Origin of the sequence: Wolbachia endosymbiont (group B) of Horisme vitalbata (assembly GCF_964028625.1) — a bacterium.
Lineage (GTDB): Bacteria > Pseudomonadota > Alphaproteobacteria > Rickettsiales > Anaplasmataceae > Wolbachia.
This window is the reverse complement of sequence record NZ_OZ034797.1, coordinates 954,404-971,196: the sequence shown is the minus strand read 5'-3', so window position 1 is coordinate 971,196 and position 16,793 is coordinate 954,404. Positions and strand designations below refer to the sequence as shown.

At 33.0% G+C, this 16,793-nt stretch carries 17 protein-coding genes, 1 tRNA gene and 1 pseudogene; 12 read left to right on the top strand and 7 right to left on the bottom strand.

Annotated features, from left to right (window positions below; translation table 11 throughout):
- Window positions 1–90: 90 nt before the first annotated feature.
- Both ABWU56_RS04725 and pyrE read left to right on the top strand, forming a co-directional pair.
- Window positions 91–1,275: a dicarboxylate/amino acid:cation symporter gene (locus tag ABWU56_RS04725; protein ID WP_010402120.1), complete on the top strand. Its 1,185-nt coding sequence runs from the start codon at window positions 91–93 to the stop codon at window positions 1,273–1,275.
- Window positions 1,272–1,862: an orotate phosphoribosyltransferase gene (pyrE, locus tag ABWU56_RS04720; protein WP_010402118.1), complete on the top strand. Its 591-nt coding sequence runs from the start codon at window positions 1,272–1,274 to the stop codon at window positions 1,860–1,862. Before ABWU56_RS04725 ends, pyrE begins: the two co-directional genes overlap by 4 nt.
- Before the next feature lie 385 nt (window positions 1,863–2,247).
- Here pyrE and ABWU56_RS04715 read toward each other — a convergent pair whose 3' ends face one another.
- From ABWU56_RS04715 to rpsB, 5 genes are all read right to left on the bottom strand, one after another.
- The gene (locus tag ABWU56_RS04715; protein WP_010407224.1) at window positions 2,248–3,264 is read right to left on the bottom strand and encodes a substrate-binding domain-containing protein; all 1,017 of its coding nucleotides are present in this window, start codon (window positions 3,262–3,264) and stop codon (window positions 2,248–2,250) included.
- Window positions 3,265–3,457: 193 nt separating this feature from the next.
- The gene (gene frr / locus ABWU56_RS04710; RefSeq protein WP_017532537.1) at window positions 3,458–4,015 is read right to left on the bottom strand and encodes a ribosome recycling factor; all 558 of its coding nucleotides are present in this window, start codon (window positions 4,013–4,015) and stop codon (window positions 3,458–3,460) included.
- A 7-nt stretch (window positions 4,016–4,022) separates the two neighbouring features.
- On the bottom strand, window positions 4,023–4,766 hold the full coding sequence (gene pyrH / locus ABWU56_RS04705; protein WP_010407219.1) for a UMP kinase: 744 nt from the start codon (window positions 4,764–4,766) through the stop codon (window positions 4,023–4,025).
- Window positions 4,750–5,595 (bottom strand): translation elongation factor Ts, encoded by an 846-nt coding sequence (tsf, locus tag ABWU56_RS04700; protein WP_264375865.1) that lies wholly within the window; start codon window positions 5,593–5,595, stop codon window positions 4,750–4,752. Before tsf ends, pyrH begins: the two co-directional genes overlap by 17 nt.
- The gene (gene rpsB / locus ABWU56_RS04695) at window positions 5,592–6,407 is read right to left on the bottom strand and encodes a 30S ribosomal protein S2 (RefSeq protein ID WP_064085438.1); all 816 of its coding nucleotides are present in this window, start codon (window positions 6,405–6,407) and stop codon (window positions 5,592–5,594) included. Before rpsB ends, tsf begins: the two co-directional genes overlap by 4 nt.
- A 181-nt stretch (window positions 6,408–6,588) precedes the next feature.
- On the opposite strand from rpsB, the gene ABWU56_RS04690 reads away from it, so the two are divergent.
- The 3 genes from ABWU56_RS04690 to glmS all read left to right on the top strand — a co-directional run bounded on the left by ABWU56_RS04690 (window position 6,589) and on the right by glmS (window position 9,029).
- Window positions 6,589–6,665, top strand: a tRNA-Asp gene (locus ABWU56_RS04690).
- Between the two features lie 130 nt (window positions 6,666–6,795).
- Window positions 6,796–7,209 carry a preprotein translocase subunit YajC gene (yajC, locus tag ABWU56_RS04685; protein ID WP_006012489.1) on the top strand — a complete coding sequence of 138 codons (414 nt, stop codon included), beginning with the start codon at window positions 6,796–6,798 and terminating at the stop codon, window positions 7,207–7,209.
- An 8-nt stretch (window positions 7,210–7,217) separates the two neighbouring features.
- Window positions 7,218–9,029 carry a glutamine--fructose-6-phosphate transaminase (isomerizing) gene (glmS, locus tag ABWU56_RS04680; protein ID WP_353281160.1) on the top strand — a complete coding sequence of 604 codons (1,812 nt, stop codon included), beginning with the start codon at window positions 7,218–7,220 and terminating at the stop codon, window positions 9,027–9,029.
- Window positions 9,030–9,270: 241 nt separating this feature from the next.
- Here the strand turns inward: glmS and ABWU56_RS07490 are convergent.
- Window positions 9,271–9,447, bottom strand: a pseudogene (locus tag ABWU56_RS07490) (IS481 family transposase); the annotation flags it as partial.
- A 213-nt stretch (window positions 9,448–9,660) separates the two neighbouring features.
- On the opposite strand from ABWU56_RS07490, the gene ABWU56_RS04675 reads away from it, so the two are divergent.
- Complete coding sequence (locus tag ABWU56_RS04675; RefSeq protein ID WP_010407202.1) at window positions 9,661–10,410, top strand: hypothetical protein; 750 nt, start codon at window positions 9,661–9,663, stop codon at window positions 10,408–10,410.
- Window positions 10,411–10,637: 227 nt separating this feature from the next.
- Window positions 10,638–11,663 carry a hypothetical protein gene (locus ABWU56_RS04670; RefSeq protein ID WP_353281158.1) on the top strand — a complete coding sequence of 342 codons (1,026 nt, stop codon included), beginning with the start codon at window positions 10,638–10,640 and terminating at the stop codon, window positions 11,661–11,663.
- Here the strand turns inward: ABWU56_RS04670 and ABWU56_RS04665 are convergent.
- Window positions 11,653–12,177, bottom strand: coding sequence for a gamma carbonic anhydrase family protein (locus tag ABWU56_RS04665; protein WP_353281156.1), 525 nt, complete (start codon window positions 12,175–12,177; stop codon window positions 11,653–11,655). The genes ABWU56_RS04670 and ABWU56_RS04665 overlap by 11 nt on opposite strands.
- Before the next feature lie 116 nt (window positions 12,178–12,293).
- Between ABWU56_RS04665 and secG the strand changes: the two genes are divergently transcribed.
- From secG to ABWU56_RS04640, 5 genes are all read left to right on the top strand, one after another.
- Window positions 12,294–12,614, top strand: coding sequence for a preprotein translocase subunit SecG (gene secG / locus ABWU56_RS04660; RefSeq protein ID WP_007302593.1), 321 nt, complete (start codon window positions 12,294–12,296; stop codon window positions 12,612–12,614).
- Window positions 12,614–14,221: a CTP synthase gene (locus ABWU56_RS04655; RefSeq protein ID WP_353281155.1), complete on the top strand. Its 1,608-nt coding sequence runs from the start codon at window positions 12,614–12,616 to the stop codon at window positions 14,219–14,221. Before secG ends, ABWU56_RS04655 begins: the two co-directional genes overlap by 1 nt.
- 39 nt (window positions 14,222–14,260) lie before the next feature.
- On the top strand, window positions 14,261–14,554 hold the full coding sequence (locus tag ABWU56_RS04650) for a hypothetical protein (RefSeq protein WP_007302591.1): 294 nt from the start codon (window positions 14,261–14,263) through the stop codon (window positions 14,552–14,554).
- Window positions 14,555–14,571: 17 nt separating this feature from the next.
- Window positions 14,572–14,979 (top strand): nucleoside deaminase, encoded by a 408-nt coding sequence (locus ABWU56_RS04645; protein ID WP_353281153.1) that lies wholly within the window; start codon window positions 14,572–14,574, stop codon window positions 14,977–14,979.
- 247 nt (window positions 14,980–15,226) lie between these two features.
- Window positions 15,227–16,555 carry an IS4-like element ISWosp7 family transposase gene (locus ABWU56_RS04640; RefSeq protein WP_353281094.1) on the top strand — a complete coding sequence of 443 codons (1,329 nt, stop codon included), beginning with the start codon at window positions 15,227–15,229 and terminating at the stop codon, window positions 16,553–16,555.
- Window positions 16,556–16,793 lie beyond the last annotated feature (238 nt).

The following is a 16,793-nucleotide window of genomic DNA, read 5'->3' as shown; positions in this document are numbered from 1 at the left end:
AAATGTTACTCATTTTTCCTTCATCTGTAAAGTTATCTTAACCTAATTCCAAAAATTGTTATATAATGTTATTTTGAGGTTTTATTTTCAATGCGCAAACTTGCAATACTCTTTTCTATACTGTTTGCGGTAATTGCTTACTATTTAAACAATGAAGTAATATTTGAAATAGCAAAGCTATTTAGCGATATATTCATCAGTCTGTTGAAATTGATTAGCTTACCTTTAGTTTTTCTATCTATAGTGTCCACAATTTCAGGGCTTAAAGACTCAATTGAAATTAAAGTATTACTTAAGAAGACGCTGTTTTATACGCTGCTTACAACCATTATAGCTGCATTTGTTGCGCTATCTTTCTATTTATTCATAGATCCAGTAAGAAAAAATTTCATAAGTAACACAATAGAAAGTGTGAGTGACAGCAACCACAATTACTTTTCATACTTAAAATCACTCATTCCTTCGAATTTTGTGCAAGTTTTTCTTGAAAATAATGTTATTGGCAGCATATTGATTGCTTTTTTGATGGGTGGAGCTATTATTTCGCTCTCAAAAGAAAAACAAGATATATTACACCAAATATTTTCTGCACTATTTGATACACTTCTTAGAATTGCTCAAGGGTTATTAAAGTTTATTCCTCTTGCTGTATGGTCTTTTATCACATGTTTTTTATACGAGTTAAAAGGTGGCAGCGAATTCCATAGTCTTTTTTGGTATTTTGCTTGCATAATGTCTGCAAATTTCGTGCAAGCATTTGTGATTTTGCCACTACTCATGTGGTATAAAGGTATATCACCAATTCAAACGATGAAAGGTGTTATGCCAGCACTTACACTTGCGTTTTTTTCTAAATCATCTAGTGCAACGCTGCCTACAACTATAGAATGTGTGCAAAATCAGCTAAAGGTACCAAAGAAATTGTCATCTTTTATTCTACCAATATGCACAACAGTCAATATGAATGCGTGTGCTGCATTTATTTTAATCACAGTGATGTTTGTTGCAGAGATGAATGGGCACACATTTTCCTTAAGTGAGATGTTCATATGGATTTTTTTAGCTACAGGAGCTGCAATTGGTAACGCTGGAGTGCCGATGGGGTGCTATTTTATGGCAACTAGTTATTTGGTATCAATGAATGTTCCTTTGTACATTATGGGATTGATTTTGCCTATTTATACAATCATTGATATGTTTGAAACTGCAATAAATGTGTGGTCTGATATCTGTATAACGCAGATAATTAATAAAGAATTTCAAACTCAAGAATGATATTAGATAATACAATAATAAAAGAATTTGAAGAGGCTGGTGCGATTTTGCACGGACATTTTGTACTCTCGTCAGGGCTGCACAGCAACACTTACATACAATGCGCTAAAATTTTTGAAAATCCAAGCAGAGCAATGAACGTTTGTGAGCTATTGGCGAATAAAATAAGAAAAGAGCTTATTGAACCCATAGATTTAATACTATCTCCTGCGATTGGTGGAATAATCGTGGGTTATGAGATTGGTAGACAGCTTGGAATCCGAACAATATTTTGCGAACGTGTTAATGGTAAATTTGAATTACGCCGTGGATTTGAGATTAAACAAGGTGAGAAAATCTTACTAATTGAAGATGTGATTACCACAGGTAAATCTTCACTTGAAGCAGTAAAATGTGCAGAAGAGAAGGGAGGTAAAGTTGTTGCTGGAGCTTCTTTGATCAAGAGAAATAGTGAAACAAAACTGCCCTTTCCTGTAATATCTTTGATTGAACTAAATATCAAAAACTATAGCGAGGAAGAACTGCCAAGTGAATTAAAACAATTACCTATAATGAAACCTGGGAGTAGAGAATATTTAACAAAATAATTCTATATATGGCTAAAGTGATTCAGTAACTTTTACGTGTTATATTTTTTGCATCAAAGTTAGATATTACAGTTTATTTTCCTGTATTCGTTCAACAGAATGGCAAAATAAGATAGACAAATAAAGATATAAAGTAAAAACAATAATAGGTGTCATTCCGGTTCGTGACACTTGCTTTATGTAGTTTCATTAAAAACGTTGTTTTTATTATAATACCTCCTATGATTAGTTTGCTTGTGAGCACCAGTGTCTGGGCACTGGAATGACAAGAAAAGGCTACTTGAATGACAGGAAAGGAACTACTAAAACAAATAGGTGTCATTCCAGCGCGTGACGCTGTAATCCAGAAAGGAAGGGAGTGTTAAATAAAAAAATATCAAAGTCATCATATTATATCACGAACCTTTTCCAAGACTTTTTTCATATTTTCGCTTGAAAGTGGAATTAAGCCAAGCCTAGATAAATATCCACCTTCAGTACTAATAGAGTCTATAACTTCTCTAATGAATTCCCTTAATCCATCAACAGTATCTAAGTGTTCTTTCTTTATATAAAGATATAAAGGCCTTGCTAACATATACTCCCCCGATGATATATTTTTATAAGTTGGCTCAATTCCTGCGATTGTGCTTCCTTGAATCTCATCTTGGTTTTTCGCTAAAAAGCTGAAGCTAAATATTCCTAAAGCATTTTTATTGCTCTTCAATTTTTGTATTATTATGTTTTCATTAATTCCAACTTCTATATATCTTCCATCATCTCTGATATTACTACATGCTTTCTTTCTTTTTTCTTGGTCTTGATAATTCTCTTTGAAAATCCTTGAGTTCATACATGAATATTGATCAAGCATAATAAAATTAATCAAAGTTTCATGTGTACCTGTATTTTGATGTGGGCCATAGATTTTAATTTCTGTTTTTGGTAGAGCTTGATTTACATCAGACCAAAATTTCTTGTTATTCTTTACTAATCTATCATTGTCTTCAGAATATGAAGATAAAGTTTCAAACAGGTCATTTTTTGTAAAATCAAATCTATGGCTTTGATTTGAATTTGCAATAACAATTCCATCATAGCCAATTATGATCTCTATTACTTCATTCACTTTATTTCTTTTACATAATTCTCTCTCTACTTCCTTCATAGGGCGAGATGAAGTAGTGATATCTGGTGTGCCTTCCCCTATTCCTGAACAAAACATTTTGAACCCTGATCCACTTCCTATCGATTCTACAACTGGAGTTTTAAAGGAAAATATACGGCTGAATTCTTCAGATATAAATGAGATAAAAGGAAAAACAGTTGAAGATCCAACAATTCTGATATATCTTCTGGCATCAACATTTGACAGTGGGATGAGTAATACAAATGCAAAAATAAGGAAAAGGCGTTTCAGCATCGTTTTCGCTCAAGAGTGTAAACTTAATTATCGTAATAAAAAATCAAACTGAAAAGCTTTTTTTCTAGATTTCAAAAGGTATAACGATCAAATGTGTGCGTAATGATGAGATCTGAATCACAGCATTCATACAACTGTATCTATATCGAATCCTCTTATGTTTTTCAATACTGAAAAATTCTTTCATATTAACTTAATGATGCAATATATCCTTTTCTTTAATAGATAAGTCATCATCGACTTTTTTTACATTATCATCAGTAATGTTTTGTATTTCCTTTTTGGCAACATGAAAATCATCTTCTGAGATTTCCTTATTTTTCTTCATTTCCTCTATTTCTTCCATAACATCTCTGCGTATATTTCTAATTGCAACTCGTGCATTTTCAGAAAATTGATGCAATAATTTCACTAATTTTTCACGAGTTTCTTGTGTTAAGTCTGGAAGAACTATACGTATAGTATTTCCTTCAACAACAGGATTTAAATTCAGGTTAGCATTGATTATCGCATTTTTTACTTCACCGATAACAGTAGCATCCCAAACTTTAACTGATAGAGTTTTGTTATCTATAGCTGAAACGCCTGCAACTTGGTTCAGTTTTTGATGTCCACCATAGATATTTACAACTATACCATCAAGTAATGATGCGTTAGCTCTACCAGTACGTACACCTTTCATATCATCGTGAAAAGACTGAATAGTTTTTAGCATTCTTTCTTTTGTTTTAGCTTTTATTTCGTTTAACATAAATTACCTAATGTTTACAATCTGAAACTATAGTATAAGTGCCTTGACCCTTAATAATATCAACCATTTTTTCTCTTTTTAAAGAAAAAACTACAATTGGGATAGAATTCTCACGAGCAAGTGAAATTGCTGATGCATCCATAACTTTTAAATCACGAGTTAGCAGATCTGTATAAGAAAGCCTATCATACATCACAGCATTCTCATTTTTTTTTGGATCGGCAGAATATACACCACTTACTTGAGTACCTTTTAAAATAACATCACAATTCATTTCAACAGCACGTAAAGCTGCAGCTGTATCTGTAGTAAAAAATGGGTTACCTGTGCCTGCTGCAAAAATGACCACTCTACCTTTCTCTAAATGATGAATAGCCTTCCTTCTTATATAAGGCTCACATATAGTAGTCATGGGTATAGCAGACAACACCCTAGAGACTATAGAGCTTTTTTCTAAAAAATTTTGCAAAATTAAAGCATTAATGACAGTACCAAGCATTCCAATATAATCACTGCTTGCTCTTTCACAGCCACTTAAAGATGCTGATGCACCACGAAAAATATTCCCACCACCAACAACAATACAAACTTGAACTCCGAGATTACAAACTTCAACTATGTCTTTGGATAGTTTATCTATAACTTCCATATCATGGCCAAATAGCTTTGATCCCATCAAAGCCTCCCCAGAGATTTTGAATAACACTCTGGGGTACTTTACTTCTGAAGTTTTGTTACTTATTTGCACCATCCAAAGTAAGTAACTTATAATTAGCTAATTTAACAGCACTTGATTCTATAAAATCAGCAATCTTCATTTTATCATCTTTTATAAACTTCTGCTCTAGCAGAACAACTTCTTCATAGTATTTAGCCATTCGTCCATCTACTATTTTTTTCGCTACCTCTTCAGGTTTATTTAAGCTCTTTACTTGCTCCTCGATTATAGAACGCTCATTTTTTAATTTTTCTTGATCTAAATCATTTATAGATAAAGCTTCAGGTTTCATAGCAACTACATGCATAGCTATTTGCTTTCCAATCTCTTTTTTATCACCAGATGACTGCAATGCTACTAAAGCACCAATCTTACCTAAGCCAGGCATATCACCATGTACGTATCCAGAAATAATCCCATCTTTAGTCTCTAGGTAGCAAAGATTGCTTAACTCTAACTTCTCACCAAGAACCGATGTACCACTCATAATAGCTTCCTGCACTGTACCAACATCTTCATATTTGGCATTTTTTAACTCATCAAGACTAGTACAACGTTCTTGACAAGCAATTGATGCTAAATTTGAAACTAATGCTATGAACTTCTCATTTCTAGCAACAAAATCAGTTTCACAATTGACTTTAACCAATACACCATAATTTTTAGCCAAGCACATAGCAATAAGCCCATCCGAAGCTACTCTATCAGACTTTTTGTCAGCTTTAGCAAATCCTATTGTACGTAACCTATCAACGGCTTTCTTAATATCACCATCACACTCTTCTAACGCTTTCTTACAATCGCTTAAGCCAAGCCCTGTTCTATCGCGTAATTCCCTTATACTACTTGAATCCATCTTCATTTACTTACTATTACCTCCCTTTCTGTTTCAACCTTAATACGCTTCTTTTTAGTTTGCACAATATCCTCTTCTTTTTCTTGAATAAGCTCATCATCCTTAACTCTAGACCTTGTCAAACTAGACTCTATTCCAGCTAATATAGAATCAGCAACTAATTTACAATAGAGCTCTATTGATTTTCTTGAATCATCATTTCCTGGTATAGGATAGGCAATACCATCTGGGTCAGAATTGGTATCAAGTACTCCAACTACAGGAATACCCAGTTTTTTGGCCTCTTTAACCGCTATATGCTCTTTGTTAGTATCAATAATAAATAAAATATCAGGAACTGCTCCCATTTCTCTAATTCCACCCAATTCTTTATCAAGCTTTTTTCTTTTCTTTTCAATGTTTCCTAATTCTTTTTTTGTTAAGATGCTATCTTCATCATTGGATATTTTCTCATATTGTATCAAAGTTTTTATCGAAGAAGAAACAGTGTTCCAATTAGTAAGCATACCACCAAGCCATCGATCATTTACATAATACTGACCACAACGAACTGCTTCACTTGCAACAATATCTAAAGCTTGAAATTTTGTACCAACAAATAAAATGCGACCATCTTGAGATGCAACATCGTATAAAGCTTTCATCGCCGCCTCTAACAATGGTAATGTTTTTCGTAAGTCTATTATGTGTATACGATTCTCTTGATGTATACCATATATATATGGGGCCATTTTCGCATTCCAGCGACTAACTTTATGGCCAAAATGCACACCAGATTCAGCTAAATCACGTATAGTGACTTTAGGCAAATTTGTCATATTTACTCCTCCAAATAGTTTATCCTCCATGGCATAACCCTAACGGGACTACTTGCATAAGCCATGTGTGAAATTAAGTTATTTACATAGTAATAAAAAAGACAAAAAAGCGCAAACAAAAAATATTGACAAGTGGCAACACGTTGATTAGCTTTAAGGTTGCAAACGTTAAAAAGCAATGGGGGGTGTAGCTCAGTTGGTTAGAGCGCATGCCTGTCACGCATGAGGTCGTGAGTTCAAGTCTCATCACTCCCGCCATTACAGCAGAAACATCTTAAAATTCTTTAACTTTCTTATTAATTTGAATTAATTTCTTTCAGAGACTTGACATGATATTGTAATTGCTGCTTAATCTATTTAATTTTATCATTAATAATTGGGATTAAATATGTTCATTTCTGAGGTTTTTGCGGCAGATGCGACTAACAATGTATCAGCATCTGTTGCTAGCTTTATTCCACTCATTTTAATATTTGTAGTATTTTATTTTCTCATTATTCGCCCCAATCACAAAAAACTAAAAGAACATAGAAGGATGATAGATCAAATAAAACGTGGTGATACGGTTATTACTTCTAGTGGAATAATAGGTGAAGTAAACAAAGTTGACGAAGTAAATGCACAACTAATACTAGAAATAGCACCAAAAATTGAAATAAAAATCCTAAAGTCTGCTATATCTGAAATCTTAAATAAAGAAATTCAAAAGCCAGTAGCTAAATCTATTGAAAAAAGCAAAGTTGAAAAGAATGGCAAGAAAAATAAACTAGAGGAAAGTAAAAAAGACAAAAATGCTTCATAATTTAAGAAGTGTGTGGAATATTAGGTATAGTAAGTAGCGGTGATTCAGTAATACCAATTTTACTAACCGCGTTGCAAAAATTGGAATACAGAGGGTATGACTCTTCAGGTATAGCAATTATAAATAATAGAGGTAAGATAGAAGTAAAAAAATCAGAAGGTAAAGTTGAAAGATTGTGTGAAGTTGTTCATGAGAGCAAGATATCTAGTAGCAAAGTTGGTATAGCACATACTCGTTGGGCTACACATGGAGCTCCAAATCTTAAAAATGCTCATCCCATTTATATAAATAATGTTGTTGTTGCTCATAATGGAATAATTGAAAATTACAATATATTAAAAAAGGATCTGGAGGAAAAGGGAGTATCTTTCCACACCGATACTGATACAGAAGTGATACCAAACATATTAACTTCATATCTTGATGAAGGGTTATCACCAGTTGATTCTATATTACAGTGTCTAAACAATTTACAAGGTTCACTTGCTTTGGCTTTATTATTTGCAGAATATCCAGATACTTTATTTGTTGCAAAAAGAAATTTGCCTTTAGCAATAGGATATAACTGTAATAAAGTGTTTGCTGCTTCTGATACTAATACTTTGAATTCATTTGTAGAAAAAATATTGCATTTAGAAGATAATGATATTGCAGTAATAAAATCTAACGAATTCAGTATATATAATAATGGTATACAAGTTAAACGCAGAACAGAAAATAGCAGTCCAAGAAATTTTCTAATTAGTAAAAATGGTTACCCTAGCTTTATGCTAAAAGAAATTTTTGAGCAACCGTATGCATTAAACAAAACAATAAATCAATTTTATAAACAATATAAAGAAATCAACAAAGAATTATTTTCTGAACTAGGTTACATTACTATAGTTGGATGCGGTTCATCCTATTTTGCTGGACTAATAGCAAAGTGTTGGCTGGAAAGTATTGCTCAAATTCGGGTATATCTAGAAATCTCGTCAGAATTTAGGTATAGCAGCGTCAAGCTCGAAGAAGGTAGTATTGGCTTATTCATTTCTCAATCTGGTGAAACTGCAGATACTATGGAAGCACTACGTTATGCGAGATTGCAGAAACAAATGATCATTAGCATAATTAATACATTTAATAGCAGCATAGAAAAAGCCTCAGATATTGTATTGCATACTCTTGCTGGACCTGAGATTGGTGTTGCTTCGACAAAAACCTTTTCTACGCAGCTTGCAATTTTAGCATGCTTTGCTGTAGAGCTTGGAAAAATAAAAGGTATACTGGGTAGAGAGAGGATAAAGGAACTAAGCGGTGCTATTAATTCCATTCCCGAACATGTAGAGCATGTTTTGAATGTGATGGAAATACAACATATATCAGGCAGTATATTAGAGCACAATAATATAATTATAATTGGGAGAGGAAGCTCATATGGAGTTGCAATGGAAGGTGCATTGAAGATAAAAGAGCTTTCATATATCAACACAATTGGTATTGCAGCGGGAGAAATGAAGCACGGTTCTATCGCCTTGATAGACTCTACTGTACTTGTTATCGCAATTATTCCTTACGATAATTTATTCTTTAAAACGCTATCCAATATACAAGAGATTATTGCAAGAAAAGGTAAAGTAATTGCCTTTAGTGATAAGCAAGGAGCACCGCTCTTAAAGGGAATTTGCATAGATGTGGTGCAACTTCCAGAAGTTGACAATTTTGTTTCTCCAATTATCTACAGTGTTGCTATGCAATTTCTTGCTTATTCTATTGCAGAAAAAAAAGGGTTAGATGTAGATTGTCCGAGAAATTTAGCTAAATCTGTCACAGTTGAGTAACTTATTTAAAGTGAGTTGCTAATTAACAGCTCTAATTGTCAGTTATAAATTACTGAATTTTACTAATAAATTCATTGCTATCATTAGCCCTCTGCGAAAGAATATGTAACTAATGTAAGGATGAGAGAGGCTAAAATCCACGCCTCAAATTAACAAGATTTGCCATTATGGTTACCAGACACAACTTAACCTAGCAAGCAAGAATTAACTAACAGAAAAATTGAAAACTAATATCAGTCTCTTATGTAATGCTACTAATATTTTTCTAAAAGCAATATGTTTTCTATTCAGGAAAGTCTACATCGCCATAACAATATTTACTAGAATGAGGTCTTGTCTCATTGTAAAAACACAACCAATGATCAACGTCTATCTGAAGATCTTCTAATGAATTGTAGATTGTTTTACAAAAAAAGAGGAGTAAATGAGAGTTCAGTAACTTGATTATAGAGTTGTACTGCCTTTCCATATTTGAAGCAAGTTGTTATTCTATCTCAAACCGTAGCACAAAGTAAATATGGCAATTTACACTAAAATTTTCTGTTTATGATTTATATTATGTAAAGATACTATTTGACCTTGAGCTTTAAAGATATTATGTAATAGCATTATTTAATATGCGAGGTTTATTATGGCTAAAGTAAATGCAGGTGAAAGCGCAAGAAAGCTCAAAGAAATTAAATTTCAGCTTATGTCACCAAAAAAGTCCAAAAGTAGTCAACAAATGTCACCAAAACGGAGTCGGAATTCTGGTGAAAAGCTATGGAATGCATTAGAATCATTACAAGAAGCAAAATCAGAGTTAAAAAAAAGAAAGTTTGAAATAGAACTAAAAAAAGACACTGAAATATCAGACGAAGGAATAGAAAAAGTAGTGGAATTGGAAAGGAAAACAGAAAAAGAGATAGAAGAAATAGCAATGCCAATATCAACGTTACTACTTAAGGAAACAATAATAAAATTACAAGGAACAAAAATAATAAATTTTTTAAAAAAATTAGAAAAACAAGTAAAAGAAATGCAAGAATTATGTAAGAAACTAGAATTAAATGCTAAAATAGAAGAAGAAGATCTAAATAAGCTCGAGGACATAAAGAAAGAATCAGAAAAGTGTTGCAGAGAGTTAGTGAGCTATATGCCTAATTCAAATAATCCTAGAATGTTGTACACTGCTGTTATTGGTGTTGGTCTTGCTGTTGGGCTGGTAGCAAGTACTATACTTGAACATACAACTAGACTAAGTATGTTAGCAATAATTGGCATAGCTACATCATCTGCACTCGTAGCTGGTGGTGCTACATATGCAGCACTAAGACCTAATACTAAAATAGATGAATCAAAAGAAGTCCAAATAAAGAGTTCTCATCACTCACTTTCCTAATCACACTTTAATTCAAACTTTATCAGTTTTATTCAAGTTGCTTCTAAAAGGAGAATATCAATGGTGTTCTCCTTACTGATTTGGTTAAAATGCAGAAAACGCCTATGTCAAAATTTACACAGATGTTAAGTGCTGCCACTAATTCCCAGTTAGTACAATTTGTATATCTTATTGACATATTTAATTTATTCTGTTACAATTTTTAGTAATTAGGTTGGGATAAAACAATGAAGAGTTTTAAATGGCTACTTAATCAAGTCAGACTTTCATGGATTAGCTTAATATCAAAAGTAAAGAGCTTTTTTCAAACTAACGATACACATTATCAAACAACTGCTAGCAATGGAAATGATCATACAAGAAAAATAAGTGTAGAAAATACAATAGAGGCGAAAATTAATGAAGAGGATGTATGGTATGATTCTCTGAAAGAACAAGAGCCAGGTGAAAAAGAAAGAGATCTGGATGAAGAAGAATTTTTTGATGCTATTGAAAATTTGGATGAAGAGGAAGTGAGTGCTAACATAGAAGGAAAAGAGTATGAAAAAAATAAGTACTATAGTCTACAAGATGGTCTACAAGAAAAAAATGAATTTGATCACACAACGCACACTCTTACACTTGCTTTTGAAATTGAAAAGCCATTTCCAGACTCTGACCTTAGTAAATTTAAGTTATGCGAACTTAAGCAAAATGGTGATAAATATACGTTTATCTTAGAAAATGATCAGAAAAATCGAATAGAATTACATTCTGAATATCTCAATATTTATTTTCCTAAGTATTTTGAGAAACACAGAAAAAAAGGAGCTTACACCGAACTTTTTTCTCAAGAAGAAAATAGAATTAGCAATGATATTATAATACCGCTACAAGTTCCAAAAGAAGCAAGCATACTTACCAAAGAGTGCAATTGGTTAATAAGAAAGGTTGTAGGTGAAATACCATATTATCCAGTGGGCAAATCGCTTGAATACTGCAGGAGTCGTGTAAATTTCTTTCTTAACTTAAACAATATTATGTCTTTTTCTCTAAAATCAGCAAAAGCACAATATGCAGCTATGCTATCAGGTACTCCAACAGAAACAAACTGGCCAATAAAGGATATTCTAGTCAGAGGTAGTTTTATTAATCAGCATATTCCTAGAGTTGAAGAAGCTTATATTGATAAGCATTCTATAGTTGAAGAAGCTTTTGAAGTAGTTAACGTAGAATGTGCATCAGAGCTGAAGATTTCTCAACCTAGCATATAGCCTTATATTCTTTCATCAGCATGATATAATTTTGTGCAGATTGTGTAATATGTTTAATTTCCTCATCTGACATTTTTTTGAAGAATTGTGCTGGCCTGCCAGCCCATACTTCACCACTTTTTATCACTTTCCCATGCGTTACCAGTGAGCCAGCAGCTACCATAGCTTCAGACTCCACAATCGCATGATCCATTATAACAGAGCCCATACCAATAAATGCTTTATCATGTATCGTGCATGCATGTAACACACAAAAATGTCCAACCGTCACCATACTACCAATAATCGTATCACCGCCTGGATTTCTATCTACATGAATTACGGTGCCATCTTGAATATTCGTTTCATCACCTATTTCGATTGATCCAACATCTCCTCTGATCACACAATTAAACCAGATACTCGCATTCCTTCCTATTTCAACGTTACCTATAATACGCACACCATCTGCGATAAAAGAACTTTCATCCATTTTTGGTTCATAATCTTTGTATTTTAAAATGTGATAGCTCATAATTTAAATAAGGTTTAATACATACTTGGGTTCCAGTAGTCAAGTTACTCGGGTAAAGATATTCTTGACTTATGATCCTTATGCTCCTAAAATCTTTATTTTTAGCTCTATTTATAATGTCAGTAACAGTACTTAGTGTACTTCAAATAATATTAGTTGTTGTATTGGTAATTTTAGTGCTCCTGCAGCCACCTGGAAGTAGTTCATTAAGTGGCTTTAGTAATTCACAACAGGGAATGAATTCAATAATTCCGGTAAAGTCTTCTGAAAATCCACTCAGTAGAATAACTTCTATAGTTGCTGGGCTGTTCATTATAAATACACTGTTACTATCAGGATTATGTTCAAAAGATGTACATAAAAAATCAATTGCAGAGAAGATTATATCAGAAAAGAAGCAAGAAGGCCAATCAACTTCTGTTCCATTTGAAAATTAATGAAAGAAACCAAGTTTATCTTTGTTACAGGTGGAGTTGTTTCATCACTTGGTAAGGGTTTAGTTGCTTCAAGTGTGGGAGCACTTCTTCAAGCTCATGGATTCAATGTTCGCATCAGAAAGCTTGACCCATATCTCAACATTGATCCTGGAACAATGAGCCCAGCTCAGCACGGGGAAGTATTTGTTACTGAGGATGGTGCTGAAACTGATTTAGACCTTGGACATTACGAGCGTTTTACTAAAATTAAAGCAACCAAGGACGACAATATAACAACTGGTAAAGTATATAATAAATTATTAAAGAAGGAAAGGTGTGGTGATTATCTAGGCAAAACTGTGCAAATCATTCCTCATGTGACAGATTTAATCAAATCTTTCATTTTTAATGGTACAGAAGATTTAGATTTTGTAATATGCGAAATAGGCGGAACCGTAGGTGATATTGAAAGCCAACCGTTTTTGGAAGCTATACGCCAAGTTAATTATAAACTAGGAAAGCAAAAAGTTATCCTTATTCACTTAACTTTAATACCATATCTCACTGCAGCACAAGAATTAAAGACAAAACCGACACAGCATTCAGTTCGAGAGTTAAACTCTGCGGGGTTACAACCAGATATTATATTATGTCGCAGTGAAAAAGAAATTTCCGATAATCAAAAAGAAAAGATAGCCAATCTTTGCAATGTTTCTTTATCTAACGTAATACCTGCTCCTGATGTAAACCATATATACGAGTTACCGTCCTTGTATAATCAATGTGGGCTCGGGACACAAATTTTGGATCACTTTCACTTAAGTAAGCCAAAACCAAGCTTACCTGAATGGGACCAAATAGTACACTCTATGAGACATCCAACACAAGAAGTTATCGTTTCCATAGTAGGAAAATATACTGAATTTCCTGACGCATATAAATCACTGATTGAAGCATTAAACCATGGTGCAATTAGTAATAAAGCTAGAGTGAAGATAAATTGGGTCAACTCAAGAGAAGAGAATGGAAAATCTATAGATGCAAAGTTTATCAGAGAAAAATTACAAAGCTCTAATTCAGTCCTTGTTCCAGGAGGATTTGGTGATAACGGAATAGAAGGTAAAATATTAGCAATAAACTATGCCCGTGTAAATAACATTCCTTTTTTAGGAATATGTCTTGGTATGCAGCTTGCAGTGATTGAATTTGCTCGTAACGTTATTAAGCTTGAAGATGTACACTCTGAAGAATTTTATACTTGCAAACACCCAATCATCAAGCTCGCTGATGGTAAGAACGTTGATCTTGGTGGAACCATGAGACTTGGAACATACAAGTGTAATGTAAATCCAAATTCAAAAATGGCAAATGTGTATAGTAGTGTCACTATTTCAGAAAGACACAGACACAGATATATAGTTAATTTAGATTATAAAAATAACTTAGAAGAGAATGGAATGATATGCAGTGGTATATCAGAAGATAAAATATGCATAGAGGCAGTGGAGCTAAAAAATCACTCATGGTTTATTGGTGTGCAATTTCATCCAGAATTTCAATCAAGACCATTTTCTCCTCATCCTCTCTTTACATCATTTATTAAGGCAGCTATTGACAATAGAGTTTAATAGAACTGAATAAACTCTATTCTAATAGAGAGGTAAAAAATGTTACTAAGAAATAGTAAAGATAGCATTACATATGGATCTGCGACCTTCGAGGAATTGAATAGGCATGTAGAACAAATAATATATAAATTAGAGGAGGATCAAATTATAGAGGATATAATGGAAGAAGTAGTTGTAGCTATAAACGAACTAAAATCGGTAGAAGAAATAAAAAAATATTTAAAGCGAGAAATAGATAGCCTTGTAAAAAGGACAATAGTCCTTAGTGAATTCTATAACCTAGAAAAAATAGAAAAGCCAAGAAAAGAAAATTATATTTACCCAAGCACCTAATGTTTAAGTACCAATACATGGAACTTGCCATAGAGCAAGCAAAACTTGCTCAGAAAGATGGCGAAGTGCCAATAGGTGCTGTAATAGTTAATGGAAACAATATCATCTCCTCTGCACACAATATATCTAATGATCCAATTGCACATGCAGAAATGTTAACAATTAGACAAGCATTTTCAACTTCCACGCTTTATGAAGCTGAAATGTACGTAACGTTAGAGCCGTGCCCGATGTGCGCTCAAGCTATCTCTTTTGCAAAAATTAAACGTCTGTACTTCGGGGCTTACAATCCCAAAGGTGGAGGAGTTGAAAACGGCACTAGAATATTTCAATTCTGTAACCACATACCTGAAGTTTATGGTGGAATATTAGAAACAAAATGTTCTCTTTTGTTAAAAGATTTCTTTGAGAAATTGAGAGCTTAGTTTAAGATGTGTGAGATTGTTTCAATATTTTTTGAGTAAAATCTGTATTATAACTCTTTCGTATATTTGACCAATTTGCTCATGCAACGTACATAAGGGGTGTTATTACGATAACTCCGTTGCAGGGAGTGTTAAATAAACCATACGCGTCAAGTTAAGGAACTGTGGTAATAAACTTAGTGTAAGGAAGAGAAAAAAAAGATATAAGTTCTCTTAAATCTAACAAAGAAAACGGAGAACTTATACAATGAAAAGAATAGTTTGCATCTCAAAAAAGCTCAAAGAATTTTTTAATGAAAAAGCAGATAAAATCTCAGCTACAACAGGGTTCATAAAAAGAAAGAGGAAGCTAAAAGGCTCGTCGTTCATAAAAGCCATCGTTTTGGGTAATATAGGGGTTGATAATTGTAGTATAGAGACAGTGTGTCAATTATTGAATGAAGACTCGATAAATATAACAAAACAAGGTCTGGACTTTAGATTTACCAAGGAAGCAGTGGAATTTATGAAAAGAATGTATAATGAATCTTTAACGTTACTTAAAAATACCTTACAAGTTGATTGCAGAATCTTGAAGCACTTTGGAGGTGTTAAATTATTAGACAGCAGCTACATTAGCTTACCTAACAGTATGGAAGAAATGTATAAAGGTTATGGTACCAGCTACAGTGGTTATGAAAGCAATACTAAGTCTGGAATAAAGTTACAATTAGTTTTTGACTACCTAAACCAGACATTAGACCAGCTTAATATAACTGAGGGAATAAGGTCAGATCAGGGTTATAGAAGCCATTTAAGCAATATATCGAACAACGATTTACTAATATCTGATTTGGGTTATTTTGTGCCAAGTTCTTTTAAACAAATCAATGAAATAGGAGCTTATTTCATAAGTCGTTATAAATCCGATACTAACATATATGATATAGAGACAGGTCAAAAAATAGATTTACTAGAACATTTGGGAGATCGATCTTTTCTAGAACAGGAGGTATTGTTAGGAAAAGAGACAAGGGTTAAAGTAAGAATTATATTTAAAAAACTAACTGAAGAACAAGCTATGGCTAGAAGAAGAAAGGCTAATAGGTTAGCAAGATCACATGGATACACATCTTCTCAAAGGAACCAAAAGTTACTAAATTGGTCGATATTTATAACTAATGTTCCAAAAAGTAAGATTAATGCTGAGCAAATACTAGTAGTTTACCGAATAAGATGGCAAATTGAATTATTGTTCAAATTATATAAGAGTAATATAAGGCTTGATAAGCTGAGAGGAAAGCCATACAGAGTATTATGTGAGCTATATGCCAAATTGTGTGCAATTCTTATATTTCATGGAATAGTGGGTTGCACAGAACTGAAAAAAAATACGGAGCTTAGCTTAACAAAGGCATTTATTGAGCTAAAAAGACGGGTTAGAGAGTTATTTTTAGCACTAAATAATAAAATTAAAGGCTTAAATATTTTTCTCAAAAAGCTTACCATAACTTGGTCGCAGTTTTCATTAAAAGACAAGTACAGAAAAACTAGAGTATCCACCTTAACTTCTCTAAATTTGCTCACAATCTCTTAACTTGACGCGTATGGTTTATTTAACACTCCCGAAAATGCTACCACTGAACAACAAAATATTCAAGGACAGAGCATATAGCTACTTTTACCGTTATCCCAGTGTTGTAAAACTGGGGTAACACCTTCCGCTACGCAAATCACCTACAAAACACAATCTTTTTATTCCCCCAAACAATTAGTTGTGAATTTAAGCAATCATATTAATATAGTAAATATTTACTTAATATACTAGTATTTAC